General features: G+C 37.2%; 14 protein-coding genes and 1 tRNA gene. 11 read left to right on the top strand and 4 right to left on the bottom strand.

What is annotated here, in order from left to right; genetic code table 11:
• The 4 genes from AWW78_RS01735 to AWW78_RS01720 form a co-directional block, all read right to left on the bottom strand.
• A partial coding sequence (locus AWW78_RS01735; protein ID WP_047133974.1) for a TRAP transporter large permease subunit occupies positions 1-679 on the bottom strand: 679 nt, incomplete at its 3' end.
• Positions 680-686: 7 nt separating this feature from the next.
• Positions 687-1172: a TRAP transporter small permease gene (locus tag AWW78_RS01730; RefSeq protein WP_075426026.1), complete on the bottom strand. Its 486-nt coding sequence runs from the start codon at positions 1170-1172 to the stop codon at positions 687-689.
• Complete coding sequence (locus AWW78_RS01725) at positions 1172-2173, bottom strand: TRAP transporter substrate-binding protein (RefSeq protein ID WP_047133972.1); 1002 nt, start codon at positions 2171-2173, stop codon at positions 1172-1174. The genes AWW78_RS01730 and AWW78_RS01725 overlap by 1 nt, the downstream gene beginning before the upstream one ends.
• A 17-nt stretch (positions 2174-2190) precedes the next feature.
• Positions 2191-3039, bottom strand: a complete 849-nt coding sequence (locus AWW78_RS01720; RefSeq protein WP_159420965.1) for a TRAP transporter TatT component family protein — start codon at positions 3037-3039, stop codon at positions 2191-2193.
• Between the two features lie 180 nt (positions 3040-3219).
• Here AWW78_RS01720 and AWW78_RS01715 point away from each other — a divergent pair, with 180 nt between their 5' ends.
• The 11 genes from AWW78_RS01715 to AWW78_RS01665 all read left to right on the top strand — a co-directional run bounded on the left by AWW78_RS01715 (position 3220) and on the right by AWW78_RS01665 (position 15609).
• Complete coding sequence (locus tag AWW78_RS01715) at positions 3220-4176, top strand: M23 family metallopeptidase (RefSeq protein ID WP_075426025.1); 957 nt, start codon at positions 3220-3222, stop codon at positions 4174-4176.
• Positions 4177-4192: 16 nt separating this feature from the next.
• On the top strand, positions 4193-4423 hold the full coding sequence (locus AWW78_RS01710) for a DUF2795 domain-containing protein (RefSeq protein ID WP_047133970.1): 231 nt from the start codon (positions 4193-4195) through the stop codon (positions 4421-4423).
• A 60-nt stretch (positions 4424-4483) separates the two neighbouring features.
• Positions 4484-6475: a BamA/OMP85 family outer membrane protein gene (locus AWW78_RS01705; RefSeq protein WP_047133969.1), complete on the top strand. Its 1992-nt coding sequence runs from the start codon at positions 4484-4486 to the stop codon at positions 6473-6475.
• A gap of 15 nt (positions 6476-6490) precedes the next feature.
• Entirely contained in the window at positions 6491-7657 is a 1167-nt protein-coding gene (gene holB, locus AWW78_RS01700; RefSeq protein ID WP_047133968.1) for a DNA polymerase III subunit delta', read from the top strand.
• On the top strand, positions 7642-8700 hold the full coding sequence (locus AWW78_RS01695; protein WP_234697353.1) for a PSP1 domain-containing protein: 1059 nt from the start codon (positions 7642-7644) through the stop codon (positions 8698-8700). The genes holB and AWW78_RS01695 overlap by 16 nt, the downstream gene beginning before the upstream one ends.
• 56 nt (positions 8701-8756) lie before the next feature.
• Positions 8757-10817 (top strand): methionine--tRNA ligase, encoded by a 2061-nt coding sequence (gene metG / locus AWW78_RS01690; protein WP_047133967.1) that lies wholly within the window; start codon positions 8757-8759, stop codon positions 10815-10817.
• Between the two features lie 58 nt (positions 10818-10875).
• Entirely contained in the window at positions 10876-12153 is a 1278-nt protein-coding gene (locus tag AWW78_RS01685; RefSeq protein ID WP_047133966.1) for a Glu/Leu/Phe/Val family dehydrogenase, read from the top strand.
• A gap of 58 nt (positions 12154-12211) precedes the next feature.
• A complete protein-coding gene (locus AWW78_RS01680; RefSeq protein WP_047133965.1) occupies positions 12212-12919 on the top strand; it encodes a hypothetical protein in 708 nt (235 codons plus the stop codon).
• 32 nt (positions 12920-12951) lie between these two features.
• Entirely contained in the window at positions 12952-14160 is a 1209-nt protein-coding gene (locus AWW78_RS01675) for an MFS transporter (RefSeq protein WP_047133964.1), read from the top strand.
• A gap of 45 nt (positions 14161-14205) precedes the next feature.
• A tRNA-Leu gene (locus tag AWW78_RS01670) sits at positions 14206-14289 on the top strand.
• Positions 14290-14376: 87 nt separating this feature from the next.
• Positions 14377-15609 (top strand): GumC family protein, encoded by a 1233-nt coding sequence (locus tag AWW78_RS01665; RefSeq protein WP_047133963.1) that lies wholly within the window; start codon positions 14377-14379, stop codon positions 15607-15609.
• Positions 15610-15611 lie beyond the last annotated feature (2 nt).

The raw sequence follows: 15611 nt of genomic DNA, 5'->3' as shown, positions 1-15611 counted from the left end.
TTCCGCCAATTATCAAAAATGGTAACGGAATTTCCCAAATTGCGTCAATTGTTGCTCGCCATAGATTTTGAAGCGAAAACTTTTGTGTTTGGATGATTTTGTAGTTTTTTGCAATGCTGTAAATTGAGAGTAAAACGATGAGCAAAATTCCAGGTAAGATCCCAGCGATGAAAAGTTTGTCGACATCAACTTGTGCAACGAATCCATACAGAATTAAAGGTAAACTGGGTGGGAAAAGTAAGCCCAAACTTCCAGATGTTGTCACAAGTCCAAGCGAAAATTTTTCGGAGTAATTTCCTTTTATAAGTGCTGGGAAGACAAGTCCCCCTAATGCAACAATTGTAATTCCAGAGGCGCCAGTGAAAGCGGTGAATATGGCGCATGATACCAAAACCACGAGAGCAAGCCCTCCGGGAATCCATCCGAAAAGTGCTTGTGTAAGGTTCACGAGTCGTTTTGGTGTATTGCTCTCGGCGAGGATATATCCAGCGAATGTAAATAGTGGTATAGCAATTAAAGTTGAAGTGTTTGCAAGGCGGAGCATTTCAATTATAATTGCGGATAGATCTGTCTTTATGGAAAGGAAGCTTAAAATTGCAATTGCGGATATAACAGCAAAGAGGGGTGTTCTGAAAAGCGCAAATAAAATGAAAAAAAGGAGCAGGAAAAAGTTTAGCATTTGCCACTTAGAAAATATTTTTAACAAAGATGAGTTTTATGATGTTAAGCAAAAACCTTAAGCTCATCATCGAAAAGCCAATAGGTATGATTATCTCAAGCATCCAATTTTTTAAACCGAGGAAAATTTCGCTTGGAAATTGCATTTCTATCTTTATAAAGTCGATCGAAGATTTAAGTAAAATCAAACAAACAGAAAGAGCGAAGAGATTGGTTAAAACAGAGACTATTTTCTTCAATTTTGGTGAAAGCAAGCGAGTTAGAACATCAATGTTTATGTGTCTATTTTCTCTTGTTGCTATCGATGCGCCAATAAAGGCAAGCCATAGAACAGTATATCTTAACATTGGATCAGCCCATGATATCCCAGTTTCAAATATGTTTCTTAACACAACTTGCGTGAAGCTAATGATGACCATCAAGGAGAGAAGAACCATCAAAATAATTAATTCAATCTTTGCAATGATTTCGTCGATTGAGCTTAGAAATTTCATTATTTGGATGTTTTTGGATTTGCTTTTCGATACTCTTCAAGTGCTTTTTCGATTTTGTTGAGCCATTCCTCGCTGAATAGTCTTCCAACGAGCATTCTTCTTGCTTTTTTTCCTATTTCGTCATATTCCTCAAGAAGCTTTTTTGATGGTGGATTTGTTATGATTATTCCGTTTTTCTTTAATGTTTCAATTGCTTTTTGATTTTCTTCCCTTGTCAACTCAACAAGTTTTCTCATATATTTTTTACCATTTCGCAAAAGGATCTCTTGCAAATCCTTTGGAAGTGAATCGAAATATTTTTTCGAAATCAAAAGCGCACCTGATGCATCCGTTATGGGGACATTATGCATATATTTGACTTTCGTAAACCATTGTGTTGCAAGAATTGCAAGTGGGGAGCCGTAGACTCCGTCGATTAAACCTGTTTGAAGAGAGGTTAAAACTTCTGTAACGGATAGTGGTACAGGTGTAATTCCGATAACCTTATATGCAACTTCAGCGATTGGGTCACCTTGCCAAGCCCACATTTTAATTTTCTTTAAATCTTCGATCCCATAAACTGGGGTTTTTGTAAATGTATAAACAAAACCAACCTCAGCCCATCCAAGCAAGACAAAACCGCCTTTTTCAATTTCTTTCTCAAGTTCATCACTAAATTTTTGGTAGATGTGATCAACCTCGTCATAATTTTTAAAAAGGAATGGGGAATCAAGAACTCTGACATTTGGTGCGATTTCGCCGATACCAACTCCAGTGAATCCGCCAGCGTGATATTGACCTATTCGAATTTTCTTTAAAACATCAATTTCATCACCAGCAACACCACCAGCATAAATTTTAAATCCAATCCTCCCGTTGCTCTCTTTTCTTATTTGAGCGTCATATTCACGCAGGACATTTATCCATGTGCTTCCATCTGGGGCAATGGTTGCAACTTTTATAAGGTATTCTTGAGCCAATGCAAAGTTAAGAAATATGAAAAGAAGAAGGATTTTTTTCATCTCCGTTTACTTTTTGTTTAAAATAATTCATCAGTCATGTTTTTAAATCTTTCAGCTTTTTTCTTAGCAATTATGTTAAGAAGCTCTGCATCTTTTAAAAGCTCAGCGGGGGAGTCGATTACATAGTTTAAAAGTTTTTCGAAGAGTTCTTTATCTTGAATTTGGACTGCGTAGTATCTCGCATAAAAGACATATGGCAGTAGATATTTGCCTTCGGAGATTTTTATGCATTTCTCGAAATATTCTTTTCCTTTTTCAGGGTCGCCTCCAAACATCTTGGGTCTTGCGGAAAGCAAAACGCCGAGAAACATATCTGCAGAGCCGTAGAAGTAATTTTCATCAAGTTCAATTGTTCGTTTCACCATCGCTTCAATTTTCGGAATTTGTCCAATTGCGTCGGGGTCGTCCCTGCTTAAATTGACATAGCTTCCCCAAGCCATTGTTGTCCAAAACAGAGTTGGTACATCCTTCCTGGTAAACTCACTTTTCAATGTCTTTTCAAATTTTTCAAACTCTGCGTTAAGACTTTCGGCAAATTTTTTATTTTTCGCTTTAAGATAGTTTATACCAAACTCAAATGCTCGTTTGTAAAGTAGCTTTGCCCTTTGAGGGTCTTCGTCTTCGACAAATCCCATCGCATATCCAGTATATCCCTGAACCAGTAAAGTTATGATTTTTTCATTTTGGGGGTCAACATTGTAAATTGCTTCCAGAAGCTTGAGGTTTGCTGGTATGCTTGATTTTGCAATTTCATAATCTGTTTCACTAAATATCGCTTTTACTCCAGCATCAAATATCCCTGATGCATATCTTATGGTTATCTTTTGAACACTGCAGGCGTTGAATAACAAAAAGATTAAAGGCATCAAGACCTTAATCTTCTCAGCGTTTAATCTCAGCATAAATGGAAGAAGTTCTTTTTTACTTGTGTAAAAATTTAATCAAGTAGTTTTATAAAAACAAAAATCTTTTGGGCGAACTCTTGACAAATTGCTTTAAATTCATTATCTTCCCTGTAGATTAGGCAAAATAAACAGGAGATGCACATGGGTAGAAAGTTTTTTTACCTCGATACGGAGAATTTAAGTTTTAATGAGATCAAAAACATCCAGATTAAGTTTTTAATATTTGTTTTGCTCATCGTAGTGTTTAGTTTAGGGTTTTTATTTGTGCTGAACTACTTTATGGGTGATATCCTTGGTTTTGGTAAAGTTAGGGCAGAGAAGTTGGAATTGGAGAATAATCTTTTAAAAAATCAGTTAAAAGTTTTGAGGGAGAAGTTTAATCAGGTTGAGAGCATCGTTGCGAAGTTGCTTGAGCAGGATAGAGAATTACGACTTGCGGTGGATTTAAAACCTATCGATGACGACATAAAAAAGGTTGCGGTTGGTGGAGTTGAAGAAAAATATGAGTTTAATCTTTCTGATGAGGAAGCAGGAAAATTACTTGCTGAGTCTTTTGCAAAGATAGATAAGCTTGAGAGGGAATTGAGATTGCAACAGAAAAGTTATGAGGAAATTTATAGACAATACAGAATCAATCAGGAAAAATTTAAACGCATCCCTGCTATTTTGCCTTTAAAAGGTAGTTTGACATCAAAATTTGGTTACAGAAAACACCCGATACTTGGAATTTGGGCTATGCATGAGGGTGTTGATCTTGTCGTCGATGTTGGGACGCCTGTTTATGCAACGGGTGATGGTGTTGTAAGTTATGTTGGATATAGAGGAAGGTATGGTTTATTGGTTGAAATTGATCATGGTTTTGGTTATGTAACTTTGTATGCGCATCTTTCAAAGGCATTTGTTAGGGAAGGGCAGAAGGTAAAGCGTGGTGATAGGATCGCTTTAAGCGGTGCTACAGGTCTTGTCACAGCTCCTCACTTGCACTATGAGGTATGGAAGGATGGTATTCCACAAAATCCATTAAACTATTTCTTTGAGGAAGTTGAACCAGATAAATATAAAGAACTTGTGCAGGAGGCAAGTAACAAATCAAACTAAGGGAGGTTGATAAAATATGTTGTGGACACCTGAGCTGATTCGTTATCTTGAAGGTGCACCATGGCCAGCAACAAAGAGAGAATTAATTGAATATGCAAAAAGAATTGGTGCCCCGCCCGAAGTAATTCAAAACCTTGAAGAACTTGAAGATACAGACGAAGAATATAATGGAATTGAAGATATCTGGCCTGATTATTCTCCTGAGGATGAGGATGATTATTTGTTTGGCGAGGAGGATGAATACTAAGTATGAGCTAACCCGTCCCTTTGGGCGGGTTTTTTAAGTTTTTAATTAAGTTAAACAGCGATGAAAAGGTTAATCTTTGTTCTTTTAGTTATTGGATTTGCGATTCTTAAAGCGCAGGAGCAAAATTTTGAACTGAAAAAGATAAATTTTCAGGGGAATAAAACTTTATCAGCAAGAGAATTACATTCGATCCTTGTTTCAAAAGAAAGCCCTTCTAAATTCTGGCAAATACTTTACAAAGTAAATAAACGACTTGGGGACAAACCTCAATATCTTGAGAAAATCAAGGTCGCTAATGACATTATAAGCCTGCGAAATTACTATCTTGACAATGGCTTCTTTGATGTAAAAATTGATACGCTGATTTACTACAACTATGAAAGTAAGGAAGCGATTTTAAACTTTCTGGTAGATGAGGGGAGACCATACTTGATTGATAAAATTGATTTTACTGGGCTTGAGCAAATCCCAGATTCTTTAAGGCGAATTTGCATGAATTTTTCTTTTCTCAAAGTTGGAAAGAGATATAGAAGGGTTGATGTTGAAGCAGAGATTCAAAGGATTTTGAATTTGCTTTATGACAATGGTTATCAAAATGCGTATGTTGAGAGAGTGGGGATTCGTGTTTTGGTTGATTCTACAAAAAAAATCGTTTCAGTTTTTGTCCCGTTTAATCCGAACGAGAGATATTTGATCAAGGATATAAAAATTTTGGTTGAAGGGACAGGGAAGATGAAAGTTTCCGAGGAGCTGGTGAGGCGTGAAATTGAATTTAAAGAGGGTGAATTTTATAGCAGAAGTTTAATTCTGAAAAGCGAAGCTAATTTATCCCAGACGGGCTTGTTTGAAAATGTGCGAATTAATCTTGAGCCAACAGGGAAAGCCGATACCGTTCATCTTGCTGATGTCAATGTTTGGGTTGTTCCTAGAAATAAGCATGATATTTTCCCTTCGATTTATTTCAGCGATGAAAGAAACGCTTTCAATGTTGGTGTTTCAGTTGACTATCAAAACAGAAATTTTTTAGGTGGGGGGAGAAATTTTTCATCGAGTGTAAGGTTTCAGATCCAAAGTTTAAGTTTTAATAGAATGCCGAGTTTGGAGGATACCACAAGTGCGGGGTTGATTGAGACAAATATGAGGTTAAACCAACCTTATTTAGTCGGTCGTAGGATTCCTGGAGAATTCAGTTTAGCTTTGATGATAGATAAACAAAAAAGTTATTCGCTGAATATAGCGAGAAACAGGGTGAGGTTTATTTACAAGCCAAATGGGGAGTATTCAGGCTTTTTAGATTGGGATATAGAAAGTGTGAATATAAAGTTTCGAGGGACGGTTGATCCAAAACTTGAAAAACTTTATCAAAGACAGCTTAACTCAATTTTATCGATAACATTTCAGATTGATAGAACGGATGATTTAATTTATCCGAGATCTGGATACGCTCATATGATTTCGGTTGAGGAGGGTGGAGTAGTCCCGTTTCTTTTGGGTCAGATGGGGATAAATGTTTTACCTTTTTCACAATATTATAAATTTGGTTGGCTTTATAGGCGTTTTTTTGGTTTGAATAATTCAGTTTTTGCGTTTAAATTTAAATTAGGTGTAGCGAATGAGTTTTACATAAAGTCATCTAAGAGATTTGAATTGCAACCGATACCAATAAATAGGAGATTCTTCGCAGGAGGAAGCGCGAGCGTACGCGGGTGGAGAGTTAGGGAACTTGGAAATGTTTCAAATCCAGCTCTTGGTGGAAATGTTTTGATAGAGGCAAATTTTGAAAATAGGATAATTTTCTGGAGAAGCTTCGGGGGCGTGGTTTTCGTTGATTTAGGTAATTTGTGGGATGATTTAAGGTATGTTAAATTAAATCAGTTCGCTGTTGCTGGTGGATTTGGTTTGAGGTATTTGACATTCTTTGGAGGTTTCAGGTTTGATTTTGGGTTTAAAGTTTATGATCCCAGTTCTACTTCAAAAATGATTTTTAAGAAAACGGCTGGACAGATTTTAAAAGAAATGGTTTTTCACATCGGTGTGGGTCAAACTTTCTAAAAAAGTTATATAACAATGGCTTGGTCAAATGTAATAGGTCAGGATAGAGTAAAGCAAATTTTGATCAATGCAATTTTAAACGAAAAGGTAGCACATGCATATTTGTTTTACGGTCCTGAGGGAGTTGGTAAAGATGCTATGGCAATTGAGTTTGCGAAGGCGTTAAATTGTGAGCGTAAGAAGGGAGAAGCGTGCGATGAATGCAAAACCTGTAAAGGAATTTCTGAGTTTTCACATCCCAATGTAAAGCTTGTTTTTAAACTTCCACTTGGTAAAAACGAAACAAAGGATGATTCACCCCTTGAAAAGCTTGATGAGTCAGAGATAAAGATTATACAGGAACAAGTAAAGTTAAAGTCGCAAAATCCCTACCACAAGATCACAATCCCAAGGGCGAATAGCATAAAGATCAACAGCATTAGAGAGATTAAAATGGAGATCTCGCATAGTACATTTATTCCAGGCTGGAGGGTTGTGATTGTTTCTGAGGCTGATGCGATGACCGAACAGGCAGCAAATGCATTTTTAAAAACACTTGAAGAGCCAACCCCCAAGACAGTTATAATTCTGACCACTTCAAATAAAGATAGACTTTTGCCGACAATCACATCAAGGTGTCAGCTTGTAAGATTTTCTTATCTCTCGGACGATGAGATAGCGAAGGCATTGGTTGATAGATACGGATTAAGTGAAGCACGGGCGCGCCTTGTCGCACGGCTTGCAAATGGAAGTTTCGGTAAAGCAATAGAACTTCTTGATGTTACAGTTGAAGATAAAAGGATAAGGCCAATTGATTTTCTTGCTACAATTGCATCGGGGAAAATTGTTAAGTTGTTGATTGAGATTGAAAAAATTGTGACCGATTATGAAAGGAGTGAAATTGAGAATTTTTTACAGGTTATTTTGACATGGTTCAGGGATGCGTTGATGGTTAAAGTTGGCATGGTGGATAAAGTCATAAACATTAATATGCTTGAAAGATTGAAAAAATTTGTTGCAAATTATGGTGAGTTTGAATATCAAAATGCGATATCACTTGTGGAAAAGGCAATTGAGCAAGTTGAGAAAAATGTTCAGCTAAATTTGATTTTGATAAATCTTTCGCTTGAACTTTCAGAGTTGATGAAGAAGGCTTATCAAAAAACAAAACAAATGGGTAAAACGCAATGGATAGAAAAATAGATTCACCTTTTTGGCTTGAGGAGGACTGGGAGTCGTTTGGAAGTGGTTGGGAGCAATTAGATAAAACATTTATCGCAGGCATTGAAGCCGAAGGACTTGAAGTTGAAGAGGCTAAATTGCCATGTGAATCTTGCTTCAAGAAACCTTTCGACCCTGAACTTGCCAAGATTGAGCATACTTTAAATCTCGTTGAAGTTGAATTTAAAAGTATGCGTCGTGATTTCTTTATAAATGAACAAAACCTTGAGCTTAAACCTGGGGATTATGTTCTTGTTGAGGCGCTTCGTGGTATTGATCTTGGGCGTGTTCATTTGGTTGGGGAGAAGGTTCATCAGAAAAGAAATTTCCTTGGCATAGTCGGTCAGTTGATGAGAAAAGTGATACGGCTTGCAAATGAAGAGGATTTAAACAAGTTGAAGAAAAATAGAGAGGATGAAGTTAAAGCACACTATATTTTCAAGCAAAGGGTGAAAGCTTTTAATCTTGAGATGAAACTGATTGATGTTGAATATCAATTTGATCGAAATCGTCTTACATTTTATTTCACCGCCAGTGGGAGGGTTGACTTCAGGGCTTTCGTTCGTGATCTTGCTAAAATTTTTAAAACGAGGATTGAACTTTGGCAAATCGGCGTCAGGGATGAGGCAAGAAAGATAGGTGGAATTGGAAGTTGTGGGAGAGCTTTATGTTGCAACACTTGGCTTGAGAAGTTTAATAAAGTTACCCTTATTCATGCAAAGTTTCAGAATCTGCCATTGAATCCGATAAAGTTATCGGGACAGTGTGGCAGGTTAAAGTGTTGTTTGTTATTTGAAATGGAGACATATCTTGAGGCTTTGAAAAACTTCCCACCGATTGATTATGAGATTCAAACGGAGAGAGGAATTGGCAAGATTGAAAAGTTTGATATTTTCAAAAATTATGTCTATGTGCATTATGGAAATGACCTATGGGAAAGATATACGCTTGATGAGATAAAGAAAATTGTTCCGCCTGAAGCATTTGAGCGAAATAAGGAGATTTTTTCAAATGGTTTGGGTTAATTTTAAAAATTGATTAAATTCTTAACAGCATTTGACAACAAAAAATTGAGACGCTCTTGGGCAAAAATTTTAAAAGAATTCTCGTGACAGCTGCACTTCCCTATGCAAATGGACCTATTCATTTGGGTCATCTCGCTGGAGCTTATCTTCCCGCTGATATTTATGTTCGTTATCAGAGGTTGAAAGGCAGAGATGTGTTATATATTTGTGGCTCCGATGAACATGGTGTTCCGATAACAATTACGGCGGAAAAAGAAGGTATAACGCCTCAACAGGTCGTCGATAAATATCATTACATGAACAAGGAAAGCTTTGAAAGATTTGGGATGAGTTTTGATAATTATTCAAGAACATCGCTCCCTTTACACCATCAGACGGCACAGGAATTCTTTTTGGAACTTTACAAGAAGGGAATTTTAAAGGAGAAAACGACGAAGCAATTGTATTGTGAAAAGGACAGAATGTTTCTTGCGGATAGATATGTTGAGGGGATTTGCCCAGTATGTGGTTCACCTGGTGCAAGGGGAGATCAATGTGAAAAGTGTGGAAGTTGGCTTGAGCAAACGGATTTAATTGAGCCGAAGTGCAAAATTTGTGGTTCAACCCCTGTGATCAGAGATACATCTCATTGGTATTTGCCACTTGGCGAATTCCAGAAGAAGCTTGAAGAATGGATGGGGACAAAAACTGATTGGAAGGAAAATGTTAAGCATTATGTTTATTCATGGTTTAAAGAAGGATTGCAAGATAGAGCTGTGACAAGGGATTTACACTGGGGGGTGAAAGTTCCTATTCCTGAGGCGGAAGGAAAAGTGATTTATGTTTGGTTCGATGCTTTGCTTGGCTATATCTCATCAACGAAAGAATGGGCTCAAAAGATTGGTCAACCTGAAAAATGGCGTGAATATTGGCAAGATCCAGATACAAGATTAATTCATTTCATTGGAAAAGATAATATCGTTTTCCATTGTATTGTTTTTCCAGCGATGCTGATGGCATGGAATGAAGGTAGAAGCGATGAAATTTATGTGCTTCCGGATAATGTCCCAGCAAATGAATTTTTAAATCTTGAGGGCAAGAAACTTTCAACAAGCCGAAATTATGCTGTTTGGCTGAATGAATATCTTGAGAAATTTGAACCAGATCCGTTACGCTATGCCCTTGCCAGCATTTTGCCTGAAACAAAAGATACGGACTTTTCATGGAAAGAATTTCAAGCAAGAAACAATAATGAGTTGGCAGATATACTTGGTAATTTTGTTAACAGGACATTGACATTTGCGAAAAAGAATTTTGATAACAGAGTTCCGGAGAGGTTTGAACTTGAGGAGATTGATAAAGAGTTGATAGCAAAGTTAAAAGAGCATGTGGATAAAATTGCCAACAATTATGAAAATTTCAGGATAAGGGATGGGGTTTTTGAGACGATGAACTTAGCGAGATTTGCGAACAAGTATTTTAACGACACGGAGCCTTGGAGGATGATCAAGGAAAATCCGCGTCGGGCATCGACAACGATAAATTTATGCTTGCAGTTGGTGCGAGCTCTTGCGATTTTATTTGAGCCAGTTTTACCGTTTTCGTCGAGGAAAATTTGGGAGATGTTGAATTTGAAGGATGATATTGTTAAAGCAGGTTGGGATAGTGCTGCTGAGCTTTTGCTTGAGGCAGGTCATCAACTTGGGGAGCCAAAAATTTTGTTTAGAAAGATAGAAGATGCTGAAATTGAAGATGAGATAAGGAAATTAAAAATAGCGTCTGGAGAAATCGTGGAAGAAAAAATTGAGTTTAAGCCGCAGATAGATATAAAGGATTTTGAAAAAATTGACCTTCGCGTAGCTGAAGTTATTGAATGTGAAAGAGTGAAAAATTCGGAAAAACTTTTAAAGTTGAAAGTTAAAATAGGGAGAGAGGAAAGGCAAATTGTGGCGGGAATTGGAAAACATTATAAACCCGAGGAGCTTATTGGCAAGCGTGTTGTGGTGGTTGCAAATTTAAAACCCGCTAAGCTAATGGGTATAGAATCTCAAGGTATGCTTCTTGCAGCTGTAAAGGACGAGAAATTAACAATTATAACAACCCTTGATGAAATTGATAGCGGAAGCCAAGTAAGATAAATCCCGAACTCGAAAGGTTCGGGATTTTTTATTTTAAAATAAAAAAGGAGAAAAAGCCATGATAGCTGAAAAGGAAAAAGCACTTAAAAATGGGGCAAGGTCAATTTATGATATGGCCCTTGAAACATTTGACAAAGCAGCTGACCTTTTAAATCTTGAGTGGGATATTCGCGAGCATATTAAATATCCAGAAAGAATTTTAATTGTTAATTTCCCGGTTCGCATGGACAATGGCAAGGTTCAACATTTTGAGGGTTATCGTGTTCAGTATAACACAGCTCGGGGTCCAGCAAAGGGTGGTATAAGGTATCACCCCAATGTTACGCTTGATGAGGTTAAAGCCCTTGCTTTTTGGATGACTTGGAAGTGCGCGATTGTCAATATTCCATTTGGTGGTGGTAAGGGCGGAGTTGTCTGCAATCCAAAAGAAATGTCGCAAGGAGAACTTGAGAGATTGACGAGGCGTTATACTGCCGAGATTCTTCCTTTGATTGGTCCTGAAAAAGATATTCCTGCGCCTGATGTTTACACAAATCCGCAAGTTATGGCTTGGATAATGGACACATATAGCATGATGAAAGGTTATGCAGTTCCGGGCGTCGTAACTGGAAAACCTATTTCGCTCGGTGGTTCTGTTGGTAGAGATCAAGCTACGGGTCGCGGTGTGTTTTATACCACGCAGAAAGCTGTAGAACACCTTGGAATGAAATTGGATGGTGCAACTATTGTAGTTCAAGGTTTTGGAAATGCGGGTTCTGTCGCAGCGATGCTTTTTGAAAATGCTGGCGCAAAAGTTATAGCAGTAAATGATTCAAAAGGTGGGATTTTCAATGATAAAGGTCTTGATATAAAGAAACTTATTGAACACAAAAATAAAACAGGTTCAGTTGTAGGATTCCCGAACTCTGAACCTATAACTGCAGATGAACTCCTTGCTTTAAAGTGTGATATTCTTGTTCCAGCGGCGCTTGAAAACGCAATCCATGAGGGTAATGCTGGAAATATAAAGGCGAGAATAATCGCTGAGGCTGCAAATGGTCCAACCACTCCCGAAGCAGATGCAATTCTCGAAGATAAAGGTGTTTTCGTCATCCCTGATATATTGTGTAATGCTGGTGGTGTTACTGTATCTTACTTTGAATGGGTTCAGGATGAGCAGCATCTATTCTGGGATGAAGAGCAAATTTACAGTATGTTGGAAAAAATTATGAAACGTGCTTTTGATGAGGTTCTTAGCATTCATCTGAAGAATAGAGTCTCAATGAGGATGGCAGCTTATATGCTTGGAATCAGCAGAGTAGCTGAGGCGGTTAGGCTTCGTGGGCTTTATCCATAAAATTAATATGGCGGGGTTTTCCCCGCCTGCTTTGTAATAAATAAAAATGTTAGTGAGCGTGAAGACAATAAAAATATTGATATCTCTTTTTGTTTTCTCTGTTTGTATTGCACAGGATTTAACTTTTTTTGCATATCTTGGTAAAAATTTGCCAGCATCAACATACCTTAAAATTTCCCAAGATATAAATCAAACTTTTTTAAGGTTTGATGGCATTAAGTTGTCCGATAAATCGTTTGAATTCCCCCTTTATTATGGGTTTAAGATTTCATACAGGTTAAAATTTGTAAATCCCCGAACTTTTGTTGAGCTTGAATTTATTCATTCAAAGGTTTATTCCAATCCAGAGCAAATTGTAAGAGCGGTCGGGATTTACAGAAATGCTTTAGTTGATTCGGTGATAAGATTTGGCGATATAGTTCAAAATTTTTCTATTTCCCATGGTTTAAATTATGCGATTTTAAATTATGGCTATAAGGTTGGATTGAAATCTTATATTTTTCCTTTTTTAAAGTTCGGTGTTGGAATTTCGGTACCGCATTTTGAGACGACGATTGATTCGTTAAGTTTTGAGCGATATGAGGTGAACGATTTTGTTGTTCAGTTTTCGTGTGGAGCGGATTTTAAAATTTACAAAAGCGTACTTGGGATGGTTGAGCTAAAATATACATCTGGTGAGATTGTGAATGTTGGAATTTACGGTGGAACAGCGGAGACATTTATAAAGATGTTTCATTTTGTCTTTGGTTTGGGTTATTCCTTTTAAAAGTTGAAAATTATTTTGTTTGATGGAATAAAGTGGAAATCTGGCGACGAAACCTTTACATTGTTTGGATTGCGCAGTTCATTACAATGATGGGAATGAGTATGATTGTTCCATTTCTTCCCTTTTTTATTCGTGAGCTTGGTGTAAGGGATGAGGCAAGCGTTGCGAGGTGGAGTGGAATTATTTTTTCTGGTCCTTTTATAGTCTCTTTCTTTATTACTCCAATATGGGGAACACTTGGAGATAGATTTGGGAGGAAATTGATCATGGTTAGAGCTATATTTGGGCTTGGTGTGGCTCAGTTTTTAACTGGTCTATCTCAAAATGTTTATCAACTTTTCATATTTAGGATAATTCAAGGGGCGATAAGTGGTTTCATACCTTCAGCACTTGCTTTTATCTCTGCGGAGACTCCGTATGAGAAAAAGGGATATGCAATTGGGACTCTTCAAACGGCGACATCGAGCGGTCAACTTTTAGGTCCGTTGTTTGGCGGGGTACTCGCAGATTTAATTGGTTATAGACACATTTTTTATCTAACAGGCGTATTATGTTTTGTTTCAGGGTTTCTCTTGATATTCGGAGCCGTTGAGTCAAAGAAAAACAATTTGAAGAGTGGAAATGAATTAAAGAATTTGATTGAGAATTATCACTTTGCATTTAAAAATAAAAGCATAAGCATTGCCTTAGTTCTCATATTTTTATCTCAAGTGACTGTTATGATAGTTCAACCTATCTTTGCTTTATTTGTTGAGTATGTAGCTAAAAATGTGAAGCATATTTCGACTTTGACTGGTATTGCTTTCTCAATTGCTGGAGCGTTTACAATTTTGTCAGCGCCGATGTGGGGTAAGAAAAATGATAGTGATTTTAGGAAGTTTGGTTTTAGAGGATATAAGAGGAATTTGATTTTTTCCTTTTCAGGGGTTGGGTTTGCGTTTATACTTCAAGGGCTTTCAAATTCAATTTTTGTTGTGATTTTATCGAGGGCGTTGTTTGGTTTCTTTCTTGGTGGGATGGTTCCAGTTTTGTATTCTTTTGTAAGTAGAAATGTAAATGAGGATAAGCAAGGTGGGATTATGGGGATTGCTTCGAGTTTTACGACGCTTTCGAATGTGGTTGGGCCGGGGCTTGGTGGTATAATAGCTGGATTTTGGGGTTTAAGAGTTGGGTTTTATTTAAGTGGGTTCATTGCTTTTGCTTCAGTGCCACTTGTTCTCAAAATCACAAAGCGAGATTAAATTTTTGAGTTTAGATTTTGAGTTTTTAAATTAAATTCAACTTTTGCCCGGGTGGCGGAATTGGGAGACGCGCTACATTCAGGGTGTAGTGGGCGCAAGCCCGTGCGGGTTCGAATCCCGCCCCGGGCACAAATAGTTCTCGTTTGTTTGAATCTTGCTTATTTATCTTTATTTTTTTAAGTTTTCAAAAAATTAAAAGCGGAAAAATTTAGGATAATGAACGAAGGTCACGCCGAAAGAACCGACGGGAGACAAGCAGAAGTGGGAATTTGGGACTATTTTTATGTTCTTTACAAGTGGAGGAAATTTATCGTTATCAATGTTTTTGTAATTACATTAGTTGCAGTTATTGTTGCTCTTCTCTTACCTGTTCAATATAAAGCGACAGCAACAGTAGTTGCTCCGCGGAAAACCGACATCTTTGGTGGACTTGGAGCTTTAGGTCAATCAATTCGTGAGTTTGCGCCCTTTTTAAGAGGGTTGAGTGGGGGACAATTGCCCCTCTTTACATATCTTGCGATTTTAAACAGCAGAACAGCGATGGAAAAAGTTGTTGAAAAGTTTGATCTTATCAAGGTCTATGGGATAAAAGATTCATCTATGGAGAAGGCGGTGAAGAAGTTGAGGAGCAATACAGATTTTGAAATTGATGAGAATGGAATTTTGGTGATAAATGTTTACGACAGAGATCGCCAAAGGGCAGCTGATATGGCTAATTATTTCATTGATGTTTTAAATGAGATAAATATAAAACTTAACACTGAAGAGGCGAGAAATAATAGAATTGTGATAGAGAAACGTTATTTACAAAACCTTTCGGACCTTAGAGCTGCTGAGGATACACTTAAGAAATTTCAACAAAGATACGGTATTTATTATTTACCTGAGCAAACTAAAGCTGCTATTGAGGCAGCGGCTGAGCTTGAAGCGCGGATAATCGCTGAGGAGGTTAAACTTGGGATTTTACAAAGGCAATTTGGGGAGGATGCTCCTGAGGTTAAAACTGCTATGATTCAAATTGAAGAGATGAAAAAAAGGTTAAATCAGATGAAAGAGGGTAGCGAAAAATCTAAAAATGAGATGAGTTTATTTGTACCCTTTAAGGATGTCCCTGAATTAGGTTTGCAATATCTTCGGCTTTATCGCGATTATGAAATTCAGAATAAACTTCTTGAATTTATTGTTCCACTGTATGAACAAGCGAAAATAGAAGAGCAAAAAAATGTTCCAGTTGTTCAGGTTCTTGATTACGCTGTCCCACCCGAGAAGAAGGCAAGACCATTTAGAACATTAATAGTTTTATCGGTCTTTGCGTCTGCTTTGGTTTTATTTATTATAATTTCATTTGTAAATGAATCATTGCTTAACAAGAAGCAATTTTTAAATTCACTTGATCTGAAAGCTTATAATTTTGCTCGAAAAGTTGCGAACATCTACAAGATATCCTAATA

This window comes from Candidatus Kryptonium thompsonii (assembly GCF_001535985.1).
GTDB lineage: Bacteria > Bacteroidota > Ignavibacteria > Kryptoniales > Kryptoniaceae > Kryptonium > Kryptonium thompsonii.
The sequence above is the reverse complement of the archived record's forward strand: the minus strand, read 5'-3'. Positions and strand labels throughout refer to the sequence as shown.

What these genes read in the sequence shown, in the direction of transcription:
- AWW78_RS01705 (WP_047133969.1), top strand. Translation starts at nt 4,484, where the DNA reads ATGAAAAGGTTAATCTTTGTTCTTTTAGTTATTGGATTTGCGATTCTT.
- AWW78_RS01665 (WP_047133963.1), top strand. Translation starts at nt 14,377, where the DNA reads ATGAACGAAGGTCACGCCGAAAGAACCGACGGGAGACAAGCAGAAGTG.
- holB (WP_047133968.1), top strand. Translation starts at nt 6,491, where the DNA reads ATGGCTTGGTCAAATGTAATAGGTCAGGATAGAGTAAAGCAAATTTTG.
- AWW78_RS01685 (WP_047133966.1), top strand. Translation starts at nt 10,876, where the DNA reads ATGATAGCTGAAAAGGAAAAAGCACTTAAAAATGGGGCAAGGTCAATT.
- AWW78_RS01720 (WP_159420965.1), bottom strand. Translation starts at nt 3,039, where the DNA reads ATGCCTTTAATCTTTTTGTTATTCAACGCCTGCAGTGTTCAAAAGATA.
- AWW78_RS01695 (WP_234697353.1), top strand. Translation starts at nt 7,642, where the DNA reads ATGGATAGAAAAATAGATTCACCTTTTTGGCTTGAGGAGGACTGGGAG.
- AWW78_RS01730 (WP_075426026.1), bottom strand. Translation starts at nt 1,172, where the DNA reads ATGAAATTTCTAAGCTCAATCGACGAAATCATTGCAAAGATTGAATTA.
- AWW78_RS01725 (WP_047133972.1), bottom strand. Translation starts at nt 2,173, where the DNA reads ATGAAAAAAATCCTTCTTCTTTTCATATTTCTTAACTTTGCATTGGCT.
- AWW78_RS01715 (WP_075426025.1), top strand. Translation starts at nt 3,220, where the DNA reads ATGGGTAGAAAGTTTTTTTACCTCGATACGGAGAATTTAAGTTTTAAT.
- AWW78_RS01710 (WP_047133970.1), top strand. Translation starts at nt 4,193, where the DNA reads ATGTTGTGGACACCTGAGCTGATTCGTTATCTTGAAGGTGCACCATGG.